This is a genomic window from Marinomonas sp. G8-14 (assembly GCF_055808935.1).
Genome location: NZ_CM147891.1, coordinates 2,254,310 through 2,271,750, shown reverse-complemented (window position 1 = coordinate 2,271,750; position 17,441 = coordinate 2,254,310). Strand labels below are relative to the sequence as shown.

Here is a 17,441-nt window from a genome sequence, read left to right as displayed (position 1 = left end):
TACTTTTAAGCTATCTACAAAGAATCATAAATCACACAATATGTGATAAAAATAATTACTATAAAATCGAGAGTTGTTTATGCGAAAAATGCCAGTAACAAATAAAGAAAATGATTTTCCTGAAAGCTATGTTCTAGTTTCCAGCACCGATGTGAAAGGACGTATTACCTTTGTTAATGATGTTTTCTGCGAGGTGGCTGGTTATGAGCGCGAAGCGCTGATTGGTAAGGCTCATAATATCATTCGTCACCCTGATGTTCCTGCGGCTGTTTTTGCTGATATGTGGTCAAACTTGAAGCAAGGCAAAAGCTGGATGGGGTTGGTGAAAAATCGTTGCGAGAACGGTGATCACTATTGGGTGAGTGCGCATGTGAGTCCGCTGTTGGATGGCAGTAAGGTAGTGGGTTATGAGTCCGTGCGTCGCAAGGCGACTCGGGATGAGATTCGGCATGCTCAATCAGTTTACGATCGTCTTAATGTCGGTAAGGGCTTGGTGCCAATGTCGACTAAGATGATGGCATATCTCGCCAATTCTGCTTGGCCTCTAATGTCTTGTTTTGTGCTGTTGGCTTTACTTGGATGGTTGTCAAATGGTCTTGAACTAAAATTAGCCGGATCCGTTTTGGCTATATTGGGCATTTGGCTGATTTATCATCAAAGCCAATCGTTGAATGCGGTGGTGTCAGGGCTATCTTCTGAGGCGCACAACCCGATAGGGCAATATCTGTACTGCAAAACGGTTGGCGCAAAAGCGGCCATCAAGTTTGCTAAAATTCACCAAGAGGCTGCCGGAAATACCTTCCGATACCGTCTTAAAGAAGGTGCTCAGCAGCTTCGTAAGCGAGCGTCTGAAGCGAAAGCCAGTGTGACAGCGAATTTAGGTAATTTTAATAAGCAACGTAATACTTTCCAAGATGTAGTCGCGGCAAGTTCTCAATTGTTGTCTAGTGTGACACATGTTGCAGAGCATGTTCATGTGGCGGTTGAGGCAACGGAGTCTGTTGGTGAGTTGTCCCGAGGTAGCCGCTTGCTTGCCCAGCAAACTGGCGCAACCATGCGTCAGGTTTACCAAGACATATCTGATGCGAAAAAAGTGGTGGCGGTGCTGGCAGAGCGCAGTGATAGCATTAATGAAGTGGTGAATTCTATTAGTGGTATTGCGGAACAAACCAACTTGTTGGCTCTTAATGCGGCCATTGAGTCAGCTCGTGCTGGTGAGGCTGGGCGTGGTTTCGCCGTCGTAGCGGATGAAGTTCGTGCTTTGGCGATAAGAACTCAGAATGCAACACAAAGTATCCATAGCATGACAGAAGAGCTGAAGAAAAATACTGCGGACGTGACCAGTACCATTGATAAAGGGACGACGGTTGCCCAGCAAGGGGTTGATAGTGTTAACGATGTTGCGCAAAAAATGAGTGATATCGAAGCGGCTATTAAGCGTGTTGTTGAAATGACAGCACAAATTAATGTTTCTTCAGAAGAGCAGGCAAGTGTAGCACGTGACCTTAACGATAAAATGCAAGAAGTAGATGCGCTGAGTATTAACAGTATTGAAAGGGCAGAAAATATCGTGATCAACATTAGCCATATTGAAGAAGAGGCGTATGAGCAGGGAAATCTTGCAGAACGCATGAAGCAGTAAGTCGCAAAAAAGAATATTTTGTAGATCGTGCCTTTAGGCCGGCAATGCTTGATTCCTTGAATTAGCTTTTGTCGGCATAAATGCCGACCTACAACTCATTATTTAACCTTCTGGTCCGGTGGTTTAGCAAGGTTCTTCATTTACTACTTGGTAGATGGCTTTAGCCAATGTTTGCACTTGTTGCTGGCTAATAACATAAGGCGGCATTAGGTAGATGAGTTTGCCAAAAGGCCGTATCCATACACCAAGTTCGACGAATTTTGGTTGTATTTTGTGTAAGTTAACTGAGTTTTTCAATTCAACAACGCCAATGCCGCCAAAGCACCGCACCTCTTCAACTTGTTCAAGCTTTGCGCAAGGGGCAAGAGCGGTCTTCATCCAGTTTTCGAGTTGAGTGATCTTTTCTGGAATATTGTATCTCATCAGCAGGGAGAGGCTGGCATTCGCAGCGGAGCAGGCGAGAGGATTACCCATGAAGGTCGGGCCGTGCATAAAGACGCCGTCATTTTCGCTGATACCCAGGGCAACTTTGTCGTTTGTTAGGGTGGCTGCTAACGTCATATACCCCCCGTTAGCGCTTTACCGACGCACATGATATCTGGGCAAATGCTGGTGTGATTTGTGGCGAAAAGTTTTCCTGTTCTGCCAAATCCTGTTGCGATTTCATCAAATATTAGAAGGATGTCGAATTCGTCACACAGAGCGCGTATGTGGTTTAGATATTCTGGATTATAGAAGCGCATTCCCCTGGCATTTTGCACGACGGGAACTCGATGATGAAGCCTGCTAGCTGATTGTGGTTTGCTTCAAACATGGCTCTTATTTCGTGTAAATATTCTGGTTTGACAGGGGTTTCTAGTCCGGTGGGGGGCAGAGATAAAGAACTGTTGTGTCAGTGCACCACTGAATAAATGGTGCATACCATTATCAGGGTCGCAGACGGACATGGCGGCAAACGTGTCTCCATGGTAGCCACTTTTTGGCGTGACAAAAAATTGTTTGCTTGGTTTTCCTTGAGCATTCCAGTATTGGATGGCCATTTTTAGTGCCACTTCAACGGAAACTGAACCTGAATCAGAGAAGAAAACCCGTTGTAGATCGCTAGGACTGATGGCAATGAGTGTTTCGGCAAGGTCAATAGCGGGCTTGTGAGTGAGTCCACCGAACATGACGTGGGAGAGTTGTGTCAGTTGTTGCTGAATAGCTGTGTTGATTCTAGGATGATTGTAGCCGTGAATAACACTCCACCAAGATGACATGCCATCAATTAATGTACGTCCATCACTCAGTGTAATTTCACAGCCGACCGCCTTTTTGACCAAAAAGTGTGGGCTGGGGTTGCTCATGGATGTGTACGGATGCCAGAGAAGTTGTTTGTCTAAATCCAAGTATTCTTGATCTGTTTTCATAAGGTCCACCTTGCTTTGTTCTGCGCATACTAAAGCAAAGCTAGGTCGGATGGCTAGATTGTCATAGTGGTGGCGGCTTAATGTGTTTTGTCGGGTGTTCGAGCGATAACCCAGACATCAACGCGCTCTGCCCCTGCTTTTAATAATAATGTGGTGCAGTTTTCTATTGTACTTCCCGTCGTCATGACATCATCGAATAGTGCGACATGCCCACTGATAGGGGCGTCAATCTCATAGCTGCTTTGAGGGCTTGTTAAGCGCTCTTTGCGACTAAGCGAATGTTGAGCTTGGGTGTTTTTTACTTTTTTTAGTGGATTGTTTTTTGGGATGATGGGGCATTTTTTTCCTAGGTGCTGTTTGAGATTTTTTGCTAACTGGTTGGCCATCGTGTTTGTTTGGCAAAATCCACGCTCTTTAATTCGACTTGGATGGCTGGGTACATAGAGGATTTGATCTGGCCAGCTTTCGGCTGCATATGACTTAATAAGATGCTTACTTAGCAAATAGGTGAGAGGTCGAACGTAGTGGGTTCCTTGATGAAACTTAATGCTATGAATCAATGCTTTTATAATCCCCTCGAAGCGATAAGGTGCGATGCACTGTTGGTATGTTGGAGAAGCAGTTTGGCAGCTTCCACATAGAATGTTGGTGTGGTGAGTGGGTCGTTTGCAGCGGTGGCAGTGAATTGCGTTGAGTGGGAAGCCTTCTTGGCAGGCTTGGCATACGGTATTTTTACATTTTGTGTTACAAAGATAGCACTGATTTAAAAATATACTGCAGTAAACCTCTGTTATTTTTTCGGTTGACAGTTTTTTCCAGTCCATTAGTATTGCTCCATTACTTTTTATGGATCGAGGATACTATGTCTTTAAGTACGTCTACAAATGTGTCTGTAGCGAATATGTCTGCCAGTAATATCAGTGCACTGCGTTTTGACTGGACTCATGCTGAAATAAAAGCCTTATTTGATTTGCCTTTTATGGATTTGATGTTTCGTGCTCAGACGATCCATAGAGAAAACTTTGCGCCTAACGAAGTGCAAGTCAGTACGCTGTTGTCTATTAAAACTGGCGCTTGTCCGGAAGATTGTAAATATTGCCCACAAAGCGGTCATTACAATACAGAGCTTGAAAAAGAAAAGTTAATGGAAGTGCAAAAGGTGCTTGAAGAAGCCGCGTTGGCAAAAGAAAAAGGCGCAAGCCGTTTTTGCATGGGAGCGGCGTGGAAGCATCCATCAGAAAAAGACTTTCCATATGTGCTTGAAATGATCAAAGGTGTTAAATCGTTAGGGTTAGAGTCCTGCGTTACTTTAGGGTCGTTAAACGATGATCAGGCCAAGCGTTTGTCGGAAGTAGGGCTTGACTACTACAACCACAACTTAGACACGTCGGCTGAGTTTTACGATAGCATAATCACCACACGAACTTATCAAGACCGTCTTGATACTTTATCTCGTGTCCGTGACTCCGGCATTAAGCTTTGCTGTGGTGGTATTATGGGCATGGGGGAAGAGCAAAAAGATCGTGTCGGTTTGTTGCGTCAACTTTCTCAAATGTCTCCGCATCCTGAAAGTGTGCCAATTAATATGCTGGTCAAGGTAGAGGGAACACCGTTAGAAAACGTTGAGGATTTGGACACTTTCGAGTTTATTCGCACCATCGCGGTGGCGCGTATTTTGATGCCAAAGTCCCATGTGCGCTTGTCAGCAGGCCGTCAAGGAATGAATGAACAGACCCAAGCCTTGTGCTTCATGGCAGGGGCAAATTCCATTTTTTATGGCGAGAAATTGCTAACGACAGGTAACCCAGAAGCCGATAAAGATATGGCTTTGTTTGCCACTTTAGGGATCAACCCTGAGAAACGTGAGGCTCATTCTGATGAGGCGGTTGTAGAAGCCATTGCAGCACAAGTTGTGAAGCAAGAAGAGTCCAAGCTGTTTTATGAAGCCAGTGTTTAATACACCGGATTGGGTGTTGGCAGCGCTTGCGGAGCGTCGCCAACACAATCTGATGCGTCGTACTATGACGCTGGACAGTGCACAAACGCCCCATACTTGTATTAATAACCAAGCTTATACTGCTTTTTGTTCTAACGACTATCTTGGATTGGCAGATCATCCTGATGTTATTCAGGCTTTGCATCTTGGTGCGCTAAAGTATGGTGTTGGTGGTGGGTCATCGCATTTGGTGTGTGGGCATTTAGCGCCTCATCAAGCGCTTGAAGACGCCTTAGCGGATTGGCTGGGTTACGATCGAGTGATGCTGTTTAGTACGGGGTATATGGCGAACCTAGGCGTGATATCGGCGCTGGCGGATAAAAACCGTCCAGTATTACAAGATAAGCTCAATCATGCTTCTTTGATTGACGGTGCGATGTTGGCGCAGGCCTCGCTGCGTCGTTATTTGCATGGCGATGTGGTGAGCGCGGAAAGGCTATTGGCAAAATCTGCCATGCCAGGTCTATTGGTCACAGACGGTGTATTTAGTATGGATGGCGATATAGCGCCGTTGCTTGAACTGTCTAGATTAGCGCGTAAGCATGAATGGATGTTTATGGTGGATGATGCTCATGGCTTGGGCTGCCTGGGGGAACAGGGTAAAGGTTGTTTATCTCTGTCGGGTTTGAATGCCAATAGTCTACCTATCTTGGTGGGTACCTTTGGTAAAGCGTTTGGCACCGCTGGCGCGTTCGTGGCGACGTCTCATGATTATGCGGAGTATTTGACGCAGTTTGCTCGGCCTTATGTGTATACCACATCGATGTCGCCAGCCATTGCGAGTGCGACGTTGGCGTCGTTGCAGATTATTCAGTCAGCAGAAGGTCAGGATAGGCGCGAGAGGTTAGCTCGACATATTGAGTATTTTCATCAAAGGATTCAGTCGCTTCCAGTTGAATTAATGCCTTCCAATACGGCCATTCAGCCAATTATTGTGGGCGACAGTAAAACCGCGCTTGATATTAGCGAGCAGTTAAAAGCACTTGGGGTTTGGTGTACGGCGATTCGCCCGCCGACTGTGCCAGCTGGTCGTGCGCGTTTACGAATTACCTTAAGCGCCGCCCACTCTGATAGTGATTTAGTGTTATTATGTGACTCACTCGAAAAAGTGTTAACCGCGACACTTTGAAATGCAAGACGTTTAAATCCAAAGTAACAGAGGGGCAGCATGCGAGCACGTATTGAAACAGAGGCGTTTGGAGACGCGTCTAATCAAGCTATTTTTATGGTATCTGGTTGGGCTATGCCGAAAGAAGTAATGCGTTCGTTTGCTTTACGTCTAAGTCAGCGTTTTTATGTTGTTGTTGCTAATTTACCTGGTATTTCGCTGGACGAGCAGTGGATTTCTCGCTCCCGCATTGGCCCTAATTACGATATTGATGCGTTATCTGAGCAATTAATTGATGTCGCACCAAAAGAGTCGTGGTGGATTGGTTGGTCTTTAGGTGGCATGGTATCTGCCTATGTCGCTGCTCGTCGCTCTAGTTGTGTGGTGGGTTTGATTACCTTGTCGTCTTCGCCGAGTTTTATTAAGCGAGAGGGCTGGGAAAATGCGATGTCTGTCGAGGACTTCGATACCTTTGCAAGCTTGGTTGAACAATCACCGGAAGAGGGTCTAAAGCGTTTTGTGATGTTGCAAGCCAAGGGCGCCGATAATGAACGGGCTTTGGTGAAACAACTACAGGCATTTTTACCCGTGAAAACCTTGAGCCGACCGGCTTTAATTGGTGGTCTTCGGTTGCTAAAAGGGCTTGATGTGCGCCGTGAGTGGTCGCTTTTAGATCGTCCTAATTTACACATACTTGGTGGTAAGGATGTGTTGGTTTCGAGCAAGTCATTTGAACAACAAGCTGATGTAAACCCTTTGCAGCACTGTGTTGTACTGTCCAATTGTGCGCATCAGTCTTTTCTTGAAGATGAAGAGGCGTGTGTACGTCATATAGAAAACTTTATCGATGCTAATAACCCCTGATATATCGACGCTTAGCTATAAGCGGCAATTGGCTAAGCGTTTTGATCGTGCTTCGCAATCTTATGATTCTTATGCGGATTTTCAAAAAATTGTTCTCAATCGACTTTTGGCCATGTTGCCTCTCAGTCAGGCGGATGTCGTATTGGATCTTGGTACGGGAACCGGTCAGGCGTTGGCGGCTTTATCAGAGCAATTAACGCCTAAATGCACGATAGCGCTTGATCTGGCACCACAGATGTTGGCTGTTGCGAGAGAGGGCGCGACCTCTTTGTCAAATATCCATTACGTTTGTGCGGACGCTGAGCGATTGCCACTTCAGGATCAGTCTTGTGACTTGGTTTTTTCGAGTCTGGCTATTCAGTGGTGCCTTAGCCCCGTGGATCTGTTTGCAGAGCTTTATCGTGTCGTAAAGCCTGGTGGCTATGTGGTTTTCTCAACACTTTCGCAAGGTTCTATGCCAGAGATTACTAAAGCTTGGTGTGGCCTAGATGATAAAAAGCATATTCATGACTATATGTCATCAGATGCGCTTGTAGCGTGTGTTAAAGCGTCAGGGTTGAACCTTTTGTCTTCTCCGTTATCTGATATTTTAATGTGGTTTGATTCACCAGAGGCGGCGGTTTATTCGTTAAAAAAAGTGGGGGCAAGTCTGATTGCAGAGGCTGCTAATGCCTCTGTCTCACCCAGTAAGTGGAAAGCATTTTTGCGCGAATATGAAAAGCAGCGTCGTGAGTTTGGTATCCCACTGAGTTATCAAGTCTCGTTTGTTGTGGCGCATCGGCCTATTAGAATTCAGGAGTAGTGAGTGAAAAAGCGTTTTTTTGTAACGGGTATTGATACCGATGCAGGTAAGACTTATGTCACGGTGGGGTTGCTGGAGGCGGCAAAACGGGCTGGCCTTAAGTCAATAGGATTAAAGCCGATTGCAGCCGGGGCTGAGTTTGTCGAAGATCGCTTGCGAAATAGTGATGCATTGCTGATGCAGCAGGCGAGTAGTGTTAATTTGTCTTATGAGCAAATAAATCCTGTGGTGTTAGAGGCTGCGATTGCACCTCATATTGCAGCGATGAAAGAGGGGCGGCTGGTAACGGCTTCTCGATTAGAGGGGTTTATAAAAGGTACATTGCTGACTCCCCATGATTTTGCTTTGATTGAGGGAGCGGGTGGTTGGAGAGTGCCTTTAAATGATAGGGAGTTTTTGTCCGATCTGGCTAAGTCGTTGCGTTTTCCTGTCATTCTGGTTGTTAATATGAAGCTTGGTTGTTTGAATCATGCTATTTTGACTGCGGAAGCAATTGTCCGTGATGGGTTGTCTTTGGCTGGTTGGGTTGCAAACTCTGGTAAAGAAAAAATGCCTGGTTTTGAAGAGAATCTTGCTAGCCTTACCAGTATGTTATCGGCGCCTTTATTAGGGGTGTTATCTTGGTACGAGAATCCACTTGATTCGCAGCAAGCGTTTGATGAAATGCTGTCAAAATTATAAAATTTTCATGGTAAGAATTTGCGATGCAACTTGTAAATGGGTGATGAAAACACATTATCATAAGTGCATTCTTTGGGGTTGAGGTGATGGTGTGAAGGCTTGGTTATGTGGTTTAGATGACGAAGAAATTTCGAGTGTTTCCAGTATCTTAACCTTTATTGGTATTGAACACAGTACGTCGTTGACAGCGTTTCACTTACCTGATTTTGTCGTATTAGGAAAGGCAATATCGTCTTTTGAATTGGATGAAATGGTACCCGTGATTTCTTTGAATGAATCTATGGAGGTTGAGGGGGATTATAATGTCTGGTTTTGCCCTTTACCTTGGCGGTCAAAAACGTTGTCGTCTGTTTTAAAAGAAATTAAACAGTTGCATACGTTTCCTCAGGCCTCAGGGGTGAATTTGAATTTACATGTTCGTCATCTAGAGGCATTGCTGATTCGTCAAGCTTTGGTGTCCACTCAAGGAGTGGTGTCTAAAGCGGCTCAAAATCTTCAAATACAACGCACCACTCTTATTGAAAAAATGCGTCGCTATAATATTGATAAATCGGAGTTTTAGTGACAAAGGATGAAGAAATTGCGGAATTAAAAGCCGCGTTTAAAGCGTTTTCCGAGTCTTCAGATGTGTTGGCTAAGTCTTATCTAGATCTTCAACAGGAAGTGGTCCGGTTGTACGAACAACTGGAAAGGTCAGAGCAGGATAAGCGCCAAGAGCAGGATAAGAACCGTATTCTTGTATTGCAGTTTCAGCAGCTGTTTGAATCGATGCCGGTTGGCGTTTTATTACTAAACGAAGATGGCATGGTGGTCATGGCGAACCCTGTCGCAGACCGATTGTTCAATCTCCCTTTGGTTGGTAAAGCTTGGGGAACCATTGTTCCAATGAGCTTTCGTCCGCAAAAAGACGATGGTCATGATGTGAGTATGGTGACAGGGCGTCGTGTTCGTGTGGAGACCGCTTCATTGGGGAATGTACCAGGGCAGTTGGTGATTCTGGTTGATTTGACGGAAGCGTATTTGTTGCAGAAGAAGCTGAGCCACCATGAAAGATTGTCTAATATGGGCAAAATGGTTGCTGCGTTAGCTCATCAAATTAGAACACCACTCTCTTCAGCAACCTTGTACGCTGGCCATTTACAAAAGCCGGATCTTCCTCCTGTTATGCGCCAAACTTTTGCGAATAAACTGGCGGATAGATTGGCGAATATTGAAAAACAAATTCGGGACATGTTGATCTTTTCACGCAGTGAAATAAAGTTAGATGAAACGGTAGCTGTTGATGACTTTATTAAGGAGCTGATCCAGCATTGCGAAGAAATTTGTGAGCCTCAAAAACATGCGTCTCGAAGCGGAAGGTTGTGACTTTTTGGTGACAGATTGTATTCAATGCAATAAAGAAACATTATTAGGGGCGCTGCTTAATTTATTGAACAATGCGATTGATGCTCAGTCAGAAGGGGATTTGGTGCGATTGCATTGGCATCATCATGAAGGCTATGTGACACTGACCTTTAAAGATCGTGGTATCGGTATGTCAAAAGCGCATTTAGAGCATGTGCAAGAAGGCTTTGTCACCACGAAACAGCATGGGACAGGGTTGGGGTTGATGGTTGTGAAAGCCATCGCAAGAGCCTCATCATGGGAAATTTGAAATAGACAGTATAGAGGGTGCTGGCACGACAGCCAGTTTGACGCTTCCTCTTGTAAGGGTATGAAATGTCTGATGTTAAGTTATTGATAGTAGAAGATGACAAAGGGCTTGCTGAGGCGCTGGAAGACACGCTCATGCTGGCAAGCTATCAGTGTAAAATGGTGTACAGTGCGGAAGAGGCGATTATAGCCCTCAAGCATAATACATTTGATATGGTCGTCTCAGATATTAATTTACCTGGAATGGATGGTTACGGATTATTACGCCACGTTATTGACGCTTACCCAGAATTGCCCATTATGTTGATGACGGCATATGGTGATATTGCTCATGCCGTGGAGGCGATGCGCGATGGTGCAGTAGACTATCTGTTAAAGCCATTTCAAGAGGAAGAGCTACTTAATGCTATTGCGAAGTACACAGTAAAAGTGGCGACATCATCAACGCCTAGGCCCATTGCGAAAGATCCGGCAAGTATTGCCTTGTTAGAATTGGCTAAACGTGTCGCTGTTACCGATTCAACTGTTTTAATTTGCGGTGAAAGTGGGACAGGTAAAGAAGTGCTCGCGCATTATATTCATCAGCATTCTAACCGTCCTAATGCACCTTTCGTTGCTATTAACTGCGCTGCTATCCCCGAGAATATGCTGGAGGCGATTCTTTTTGGTTACGAAAAAGGGGCTTATACGGGGGCGGTTTCCTCTCAGGCGGGTAAGTTCGAACAAGCCAATGGCGGTACTTTATTGCTAGATGAAATCACTGAAATGGATGTGGGATTACAAGCGAAACTGTTGCGGGTTTTACAAGAGCAGGAGGTTGAGCGTCTTGGTGGGAAAAAATCGATTCCTTTAGATGTAAGAATCATTGCCACGACAAACCGTGATTTGGCGGAGTATGTTCGCGAAGGGGGATTTAGGGAAGATTTGTACTATCGTTTGAATGTGTTTCCACTGCGTTGGTTACCGATTCGCGAGCGTAAAGGTGATATTTTACCGATAGCACAGCATTTGCTGGCCAAGCATGCGGCTAAAATGCGAATTAACGGTGCGATCTTAAAGCCGTCAGCCCAAAGTAAATTAGAAGCGCATCCTTGGCCTGGTAATGTTCGAGAATTGGATAATGTTATTCAACGAGCCTTGATCTTAAGCCCAAATGCACAAATTAATGAAGATCACATTGCTTTTGATATGATGAGTTTGGCACCAGCGATGAGTGTGTCGGAGGTAGAAGAAGACAGTGCGGCCTCTATTCTTGGAAAAGGTGTGCAACAACATGAGTTTCGTATCATTGCCCAAGCCTTGCTTGATGCGCATGGAAAACGTAAAGTTGTGGCAGATAAATTAGGAATCAGCCCTAGAACTTTACGCTATAAAATCGCCAAAATGCGTGAAAGCGGTATAGATGTCGATTGATTTTTGTGTCTTGTTTTCATTCGCTTTATGCTAAGCTGTGTATTAGCGTTATGTTAAGTTATATAAATGTGATTTTTTAGGTGAATAACATGATTTCTGGTCGACCAGACATTAATCAGGTGTTGTCCCAAATGAGGGATATGCGGTCGCAGGTTCAGGCGCCTAGTTCTCCTGTGTCTAACATTGCCAAGGTGGGCGGTGAAGAGGGAAGCGGACAAACAGTTGAGCGAGCCGATTTCGCAGAAATGCTGAAAAATGCCGTTAACAATGTAAACGCTTTGCAAAAAGAATCTACACAATTAGCCCAATCTTATGAGCGCGGTGACGAAGGGGTTGATTTACCTCAAGTTATGATTGGTCTACAAAAATCGAGTGTGTCATTTGAAGCAATGACTCAGGTGCGTAATAAACTTGTAGACGCGTATGAAAAAATCATGAATATGCCTATTTAGGCGTAATAAACCGCTTGGCGCTTTTTAATGGATAATGTCCCTGCAGAACAATCGGAGCAAAAGCTCTACTTAGAGTTAGTTACCGGCTTTAACAAGCTGACCGTTATACGTCAGCTGGCATTAATGGTCGGTTTAGCTGCATCTATCGCAATTGGCTTGGCGGCGGTTTTATGGAGTAACGGACCAGACTATAAGCCTGTTTTAAGCAGCATTACTGATTATAATGCCGATCAGATCGTCGAAATTCTCAGTGTTAACAACATTCCTTTCAAACTAGATCAGAATACAGGTGCTTTGCTTGTTGAGGCCGATTACTACCATCAGGCGCGACTAAAACTCGCCGGTTCAGGTATTGTTTCCGATAACATTGTCGGTATGGAAATAATGGATCAAGAGCAAGGACTTGGTACCTCACAATTTGTCGAAACGACCCGTTACAGACGAGGTTTAGAAGGTGAATTGAGTCGTACTATCTCTAGCCTGCAGAGTATCAAAAGTGCTCGTGTACATTTGGCGATTCCAAAAGAGTCGGTATTTGTGCGCGATACGCGTAAGCCTTCCGCATCGGTTTTTCTAGAGCTTTACCCTGGACGACGTTTAGATCGCAGCCAAGTGGAAGCGATAGTGAATTTGGTGGCGTCGAGTATTTCCCAGTTAAGCGATAAGGATGTCACCGTTGTTGATCAACGTGGCACGTTATTGACGGAAAAAGATACGGATTCTGAGTTGTCTGTGGCGGGTAAGCAGTTTGATTACGCTCGAAAAGTAGAAGATGTCCTATTGCAACGGGTGAACAACATTCTTGGTCCAGTGATTGGTCAAGGACGTTTTAAAGCAGAAGTGTCGGCTGATGTTGATTTTACGGCAGTAGAAAAGACAGATGAGCAGTACAACCCAGACCTTTTGGCCCTGCGTAGTGAACAAACATTAAGAGAAAATCGCGGTGCAGGTGCAAATACGGGAGGTATTCCAGGCGCATTGACTAATCAGCCTCCTGGTGCTGTCTCTGTTCCTGAAGCCGTTGATGAAAACGGCGCACCGATAGGTGGAAATTCCACTGGGACAAACAGGCAATCTCGCGAAGAAACCACACGTAATTTTGAGCTTGATAGAAGTATTAGTTATACAAAACGTCAGCAAGGTATGGTGAGACGGCTGTCAGTGGCGGTTGTCGTGGATGATTTGGTCAGCCTGAACCCTGATACGTCTGCGGTTGTGAGAACGCCGTGGAGCGATGATGAACTTGGGCGTTTAACGTTATTAGTGCGTGATGCCGTTGGTTACGATCCCTCTCGGGGCGACAGTGTGAGTGTTATTAATTCTCCCTTTGCTCTGCCTGACCCAGAGGAACCAGAGATTGAGTTGCCGTTTTATCAGCAGGCGTGGTTCTTGAGTTTAATTCAGCCTACTTTGGTTGGTATATTTGTGCTTGTATTGCTGTTGGTCGTGGTTCGTCCAATCTTGAAAGCCCTTAGCGACCAAAATAAGATTGCGGTTACCGAAGACACTGAAGCGGCTATTTTTTCTGATGAGACGGATGAGATTTCAGATGATCAAGTCTCTCTTGTTAGTGCAGAAGATATATTGGTGCCCGGCTCTCCTGAGAAAATTGATCGCCAGTTAAATGCGATTCGTGGTTTGATAGCAGAAGAGCCAGAGCGTGTGGCTCAAGTGGTTAAACAATGGGTAATGGAAAGTAAATGAGTGAAAACCAAGGCGCAGAGTTAAGTTCCGTTCAAAAGGCAGCCGTACTTCTGATGTCGCTGGGGGAGTCGGACGCTGCGCAAATTTTGAAGCATATGGGGCCAAAAGAAGTCCAGAAGATTGGTCAAACGATGGCGCAGCTCTCCAATATCCAGCGCCATCAGGTTGAAAAAGTCTTGGATGATTTTCTGGTGTTAGTGGGAGACCAAACGGGGTTAGGTTTGGGAGCGGATGGGTACATTCGAAATATGCTTCGCGAGGCGTTGGGTGAAGAGAAAGCGGGCAGTTTGATTGATCGAATTTTGCTTGGTGGTAATACGACGGGTTTGGATACCCTCAAATGGATGGAATCGCGAGCTGTTGCGGATGTTATTCGTTATGAGCATCCGCAAATTCAGGCAATTGTTATTTCTTATTTAGACCCTGATCAAGCGGCTGATATCCTTGCCAATTTTGATGAGCGAGTTCGTTTAGACATAGTGTTACGTGTGGCGGCTTTGGAAACAGTGCAGCCCGCTGCTTTGCAAGAGTTAAACAATATACTGGAACGCCAGTTCTCCGGAAATAATTCTACACAGTCAACCACTATTGGTGGTGTCCGCACCGCTGCCAATATTATGAACTTTATCGATAGCTCGGTAGAATCTGAACTCATGGAGTCTATTCGTGATGTGGATGAAGATTTGGCGAATACTATTCAGGATTTGATGTTCGTCTTTGATAACTTATTAGACGTGGATGACCGCGGTATTCAAGTAATTCTGCGAGAGGTAGAGTCTGAAACCCTGATTTTAGCGCTTAAAGGGGCTGATCCAGACATGCAAGATAAAATCTTTAAGAACATGTCATCTCGTGCGGCCGATATGTTGAGGGATGATTTAGAAGCAAAAGGTCCTGTACGGGTCAGTGAAGTGGAAGTGGCTCAAAAAGAAATATTGGCCGTGGCCAGACGCCTTGCTGAGAACGGGGAGATAGTCCTCGGTGGCGGCGGTGAGCAGATGGTTTAGTTAGGTTATGTCTGATAAACAGGAAAAAAGTGAGCGTAAGCTGACAGCTTATGAGCGCTGGGAGCTTCCCCATTTAGAGAATAACGCGCCGCGTGAGCATTCTGGTCCTGCTATTCTTATTCAAAAAGACACCATGGTGACCACGGAGGAAGTGGATCAGGATTCTTTGGTGTATGAGCCTCTTACGGCTTCGCAGTTAGAAGAAATTCGCAGTGCGGCTTATGATGAAGGTTTTATCCAAGGGGAAGAAGAAGGTCATAAAAAAGGCCATTCTGATGGATTTGCGAAAGGGGAAGTCGATGGCTTTGAAAAAGGTCATGAGGAAGGCCGGCTTTTAGGTATTGAAGAGGGAAAGGCTCAGGCTCGAGAAGTAGCCGAAGCGCAATTAGAGTCTATTGAAGCGTTATTAGCGAATATTGTAAAAGAAATTACATCGCCTTTAGAGGAAAGTCGTACCGCTGTTGAAGATGTCTTATATCATTCTATGGCGAGAATAGTTGAAAACGTTTGCCTTGCAAAAATGCAGCAAGAAGGGCATAAGGTTTTAAAAGAGCAGTTGACCCGAGTGTTTGATGAAATTGGTGAATATGAAGGCCGTGTACGGCTGAGATTGCACTCAAATGATATTGTGGTTCTAGAAGAACTAGGCGTGAAAAGTAGACTCACCTTGCAAGTCGAAGCCGATGACTCTCTTGTTAGTGGCAGCTTTGTCATTGACTCTAAATCTTTTCATATTGATGGACGGCTTGAACAAAGGCTAGAAGCCGTTTGGGAAGAACTTCGTCACCTTTCATTACTTGATAGCTAGTTGTCATGCCAACCCTTACCGAACGTCTTAGTAAACTCAGTAGTGTGTCTGTGTCCGCGTTACCTCCGCAGCTTGAAGGGAAGGTTACCCGTATGGTTGGCTTGACCATGGAGGCGGTAGGCTGTGTGGTTGCTTTAGGCGATCGTTGTTCTGTTCAAGTTCGAAAAGATCGCTGGGTCGAATCAGAAGTGGTTGGCTTTACCGGTGACCTGACTTACCTAATGCCGACAGAAGCCATTGAAGGGATATCGCCCGGGGCACGAGTTCGTCCTTTGCTTGGGGACAGTAGAATGCCAGTGGGGGATGAGTTATTAGGTCGCGTTGTGAATGGATTAGGCAAGCCACTAGATGGTAAAGGGCCTATTAAAACCAAAGATTCTGTGACACTGCATGGCACTGTTATTAATCCATTGCAACGTAAGCCAATCAGTGAACCTTTAGATGTTGGTATTAAAGCTATTAATAGCTTGCTCACTGTAGGTAAAGGACAAAGGTTAGGTCTGTTTGCAGGCAGTGGCGTCGGTAAGAGTATGTTGCTTGGTATGATGACAAAATTTACCGAAGCAGACATTACCGTTGTTGGTCTCATAGGGGAGCGGGGACGAGAAGTTAAAGAGTTTATTGATCAGATTCTTGGTGAAGAGGGGTTGGCTCGTTCTGTAGTCGTGGCTTCTCCAGCGGATGATTCAGCTCTTATGCGATTGCGTGCTGCTATGTTAGCTACCCGTATTGCGGAATATTATCGAGATCAAGGTAAGAATGTGTTGTTATTGATGGATTCTTTGACGCGATATGCCCAAGCGCAGCGAGAAATAGCCTTATCCGTTGGGGAGCCACCTGCGACAAAAGGTTATCCACCTTCCGTATTTTCTAAATTGCCTCAGCTGGTAGAACGTGCTGGTAATGGCTGCGAAGGTGGTGGTTCAGTGACGGCATTTTATACCGTTCTAACGGAGGGAGATGATCAACAAGACCCTATTGCAGATGCTTCTAGGGCTATTTTGGATGGTCACATAGTGTTGTCTAGGCGTCTGGCAGAAGAAGGTCATTATCCTGCTATCGATATTGAGGCGTCGATCTCTCGAGCCATGCCTCATATCGTTAGCCAAGATCATTTGTACGGTGCTATGAGGGTGAAGCAGCTTTATTCTAAGTTCCAGCAAAATCAGGATCTTATTTCCGTAGGAGCGTATGCCAGAGGCAGTGATCCAGACTTGGATCAAGCGATTATACAAATGCCTGAAATTCGTCTTTTTTTACAGCAGTCTCTAACAGAAAGTTTTACCATTGATCAGAGTCTGGGTGCGTTAGTCGCTGCGATGACAAAAGGGCAGTAGACGAACACTTATAAAAACGTCTACCATTCTTTTTATTAACAAGTATTCTTTTGTAATCACTGAAATCATCCTTGTCTACTTGCTTTGGTTACGTTTATCACTTGCTCAACGATCTCTATACAGGGGGAGGGAATGAAGAAATCCCGTAGGATGCAAATTTTGGTTGATCTTGCTAAACGCAAAGAGGATGTCGCTGCCCAGCAGCTTGCTCGTGATAAAGCAAAAGTGCAGCATGATCTTAAAAAATTGAATGAGTTAAAAGATTACGCTGGGCAATATGAGTCAGAACGTAACCTCCTTGGGTTGAGTCCATACCTGACGACAAATTATCAGCATTTCGTTGACCGTGTTCAGCAGGCCATAGTTCAACAAGAAGCTGCCGTAGGTCGAGCGGAGCAGCAAGCGGATATGAGTATGCGTCGTTGGTTGCAAACTCGTACTAAAACAAAAAGTATGGATTGGTTAAAAGAAAAAAGCCACAAAGTAGAGTTGGCTGTTGAGGCAAAACAAGAACAACGTCAAAGTGACGAATTTGCCATGCGGCGTTTTTTGGACTCTATGTAAC

Annotated in this window: 17 protein-coding genes and 1 pseudogene; 16 read left to right on the top strand and 2 right to left on the bottom strand. The window is 45.1% G+C overall.

What is annotated here, in order from left to right; all coding sequences use genetic code 11:
* The first annotated feature begins 79 nt into the window (after nucleotides 1–79).
* Nucleotides 80–1,642, top strand: a complete 1,563-nt coding sequence (locus tag AC0L6V_RS11710; RefSeq protein ID WP_265218536.1) for a methyl-accepting chemotaxis protein — start codon at nucleotides 80–82, stop codon at nucleotides 1,640–1,642.
* Nucleotides 1,643–1,765: 123 nt separating this feature from the next.
* Here AC0L6V_RS11710 and bioA read toward each other — a convergent pair.
* Together bioA and AC0L6V_RS11700 are read right to left on the bottom strand one after the other, a co-directional pair.
* Nucleotides 1,766–2,988 (bottom strand): annotated as a pseudogene (gene bioA / locus AC0L6V_RS11705) (adenosylmethionine--8-amino-7-oxononanoate transaminase).
* A 140-nt stretch (nucleotides 2,989–3,128) separates the two neighbouring features.
* Nucleotides 3,129–3,611, bottom strand: coding sequence for a ComF family protein (locus AC0L6V_RS11700; RefSeq protein ID WP_265218537.1), 483 nt, complete (start codon nucleotides 3,609–3,611; stop codon nucleotides 3,129–3,131).
* Between the two features lie 341 nt (nucleotides 3,612–3,952).
* On the opposite strand from AC0L6V_RS11700, the gene bioB reads away from it, so the two are divergent.
* The 15 genes from bioB to fliJ all read left to right on the top strand — a co-directional run bounded on the left by bioB (nucleotide 3,953) and on the right by fliJ (nucleotide 17,440).
* Nucleotides 3,953–5,008, top strand: coding sequence for a biotin synthase BioB (gene bioB, locus AC0L6V_RS11695; RefSeq protein WP_265219390.1), 1,056 nt, complete (start codon nucleotides 3,953–3,955; stop codon nucleotides 5,006–5,008).
* Nucleotides 4,992–6,176, top strand: a complete 1,185-nt coding sequence (bioF, locus tag AC0L6V_RS11690) for an 8-amino-7-oxononanoate synthase (protein WP_265218538.1) — start codon at nucleotides 4,992–4,994, stop codon at nucleotides 6,174–6,176. The genes bioB and bioF overlap by 17 nt, the downstream gene beginning before the upstream one ends.
* Nucleotides 6,177–6,215: 39 nt before the next feature.
* On the top strand, nucleotides 6,216–7,019 hold the full coding sequence (locus AC0L6V_RS11685; protein WP_265218539.1) for an alpha/beta fold hydrolase: 804 nt from the start codon (nucleotides 6,216–6,218) through the stop codon (nucleotides 7,017–7,019).
* Nucleotides 7,003–7,821, top strand: a complete 819-nt coding sequence (bioC, locus tag AC0L6V_RS11680) for a malonyl-ACP O-methyltransferase BioC (RefSeq protein WP_111605409.1) — start codon at nucleotides 7,003–7,005, stop codon at nucleotides 7,819–7,821. Before AC0L6V_RS11685 ends, bioC begins: the two co-directional genes overlap by 17 nt.
* Before the next feature lie 3 nt (nucleotides 7,822–7,824).
* Nucleotides 7,825–8,502, top strand: coding sequence for a dethiobiotin synthase (gene bioD / locus AC0L6V_RS11675; protein ID WP_265218541.1), 678 nt, complete (start codon nucleotides 7,825–7,827; stop codon nucleotides 8,500–8,502).
* A 91-nt stretch (nucleotides 8,503–8,593) separates the two neighbouring features.
* A complete protein-coding gene (locus AC0L6V_RS11670; protein ID WP_265218543.1) occupies nucleotides 8,594–9,064 on the top strand; it encodes a helix-turn-helix domain-containing protein in 471 nt (156 codons plus the stop codon).
* The gene (locus tag AC0L6V_RS11665; protein WP_418139050.1) at nucleotides 9,064–9,867 is read left to right on the top strand and encodes a histidine kinase dimerization/phospho-acceptor domain-containing protein; all 804 of its coding nucleotides are present in this window, start codon (nucleotides 9,064–9,066) and stop codon (nucleotides 9,865–9,867) included. Before AC0L6V_RS11670 ends, AC0L6V_RS11665 begins: the two co-directional genes overlap by 1 nt.
* Nucleotides 9,827–10,156, top strand: a complete 330-nt coding sequence (locus AC0L6V_RS11660; protein WP_418139049.1) for an ATP-binding protein — start codon at nucleotides 9,827–9,829, stop codon at nucleotides 10,154–10,156. The genes AC0L6V_RS11665 and AC0L6V_RS11660 overlap by 41 nt, the downstream gene beginning before the upstream one ends.
* A gap of 65 nt (nucleotides 10,157–10,221) precedes the next feature.
* Entirely contained in the window at nucleotides 10,222–11,568 is a 1,347-nt protein-coding gene (locus AC0L6V_RS11655; protein WP_265218546.1) for a sigma-54-dependent transcriptional regulator, read from the top strand.
* An 89-nt stretch (nucleotides 11,569–11,657) separates the two neighbouring features.
* Nucleotides 11,658–12,020 (top strand): flagellar hook-basal body complex protein FliE, encoded by a 363-nt coding sequence (gene fliE, locus AC0L6V_RS11650; protein WP_111639189.1) that lies wholly within the window; start codon nucleotides 11,658–11,660, stop codon nucleotides 12,018–12,020.
* Nucleotides 12,021–12,047: 27 nt separating this feature from the next.
* Nucleotides 12,048–13,724 carry a flagellar basal-body MS-ring/collar protein FliF gene (gene fliF, locus AC0L6V_RS11645; protein ID WP_265218547.1) on the top strand — a complete coding sequence of 559 codons (1,677 nt, stop codon included), beginning with the start codon at nucleotides 12,048–12,050 and terminating at the stop codon, nucleotides 13,722–13,724.
* On the top strand, nucleotides 13,721–14,731 hold the full coding sequence (gene fliG, locus AC0L6V_RS11640) for a flagellar motor switch protein FliG (RefSeq protein ID WP_265218548.1): 1,011 nt from the start codon (nucleotides 13,721–13,723) through the stop codon (nucleotides 14,729–14,731). Before fliF ends, fliG begins: the two co-directional genes overlap by 4 nt.
* A 7-nt stretch (nucleotides 14,732–14,738) precedes the next feature.
* The gene (locus tag AC0L6V_RS11635) at nucleotides 14,739–15,539 is read left to right on the top strand and encodes a FliH/SctL family protein (protein ID WP_265218549.1); all 801 of its coding nucleotides are present in this window, start codon (nucleotides 14,739–14,741) and stop codon (nucleotides 15,537–15,539) included.
* Between the two features lie 5 nt (nucleotides 15,540–15,544).
* Complete coding sequence (fliI, locus tag AC0L6V_RS11630; RefSeq protein WP_265218550.1) at nucleotides 15,545–16,876, top strand: flagellar protein export ATPase FliI; 1,332 nt, start codon at nucleotides 15,545–15,547, stop codon at nucleotides 16,874–16,876.
* Nucleotides 16,877–17,008: 132 nt separating this feature from the next.
* Entirely contained in the window at nucleotides 17,009–17,440 is a 432-nt protein-coding gene (gene fliJ / locus AC0L6V_RS11625) for a flagellar export protein FliJ (protein WP_265218551.1), read from the top strand.
* The last annotated feature ends 1 nt before the right edge of the window (nucleotide 17,441 follow it).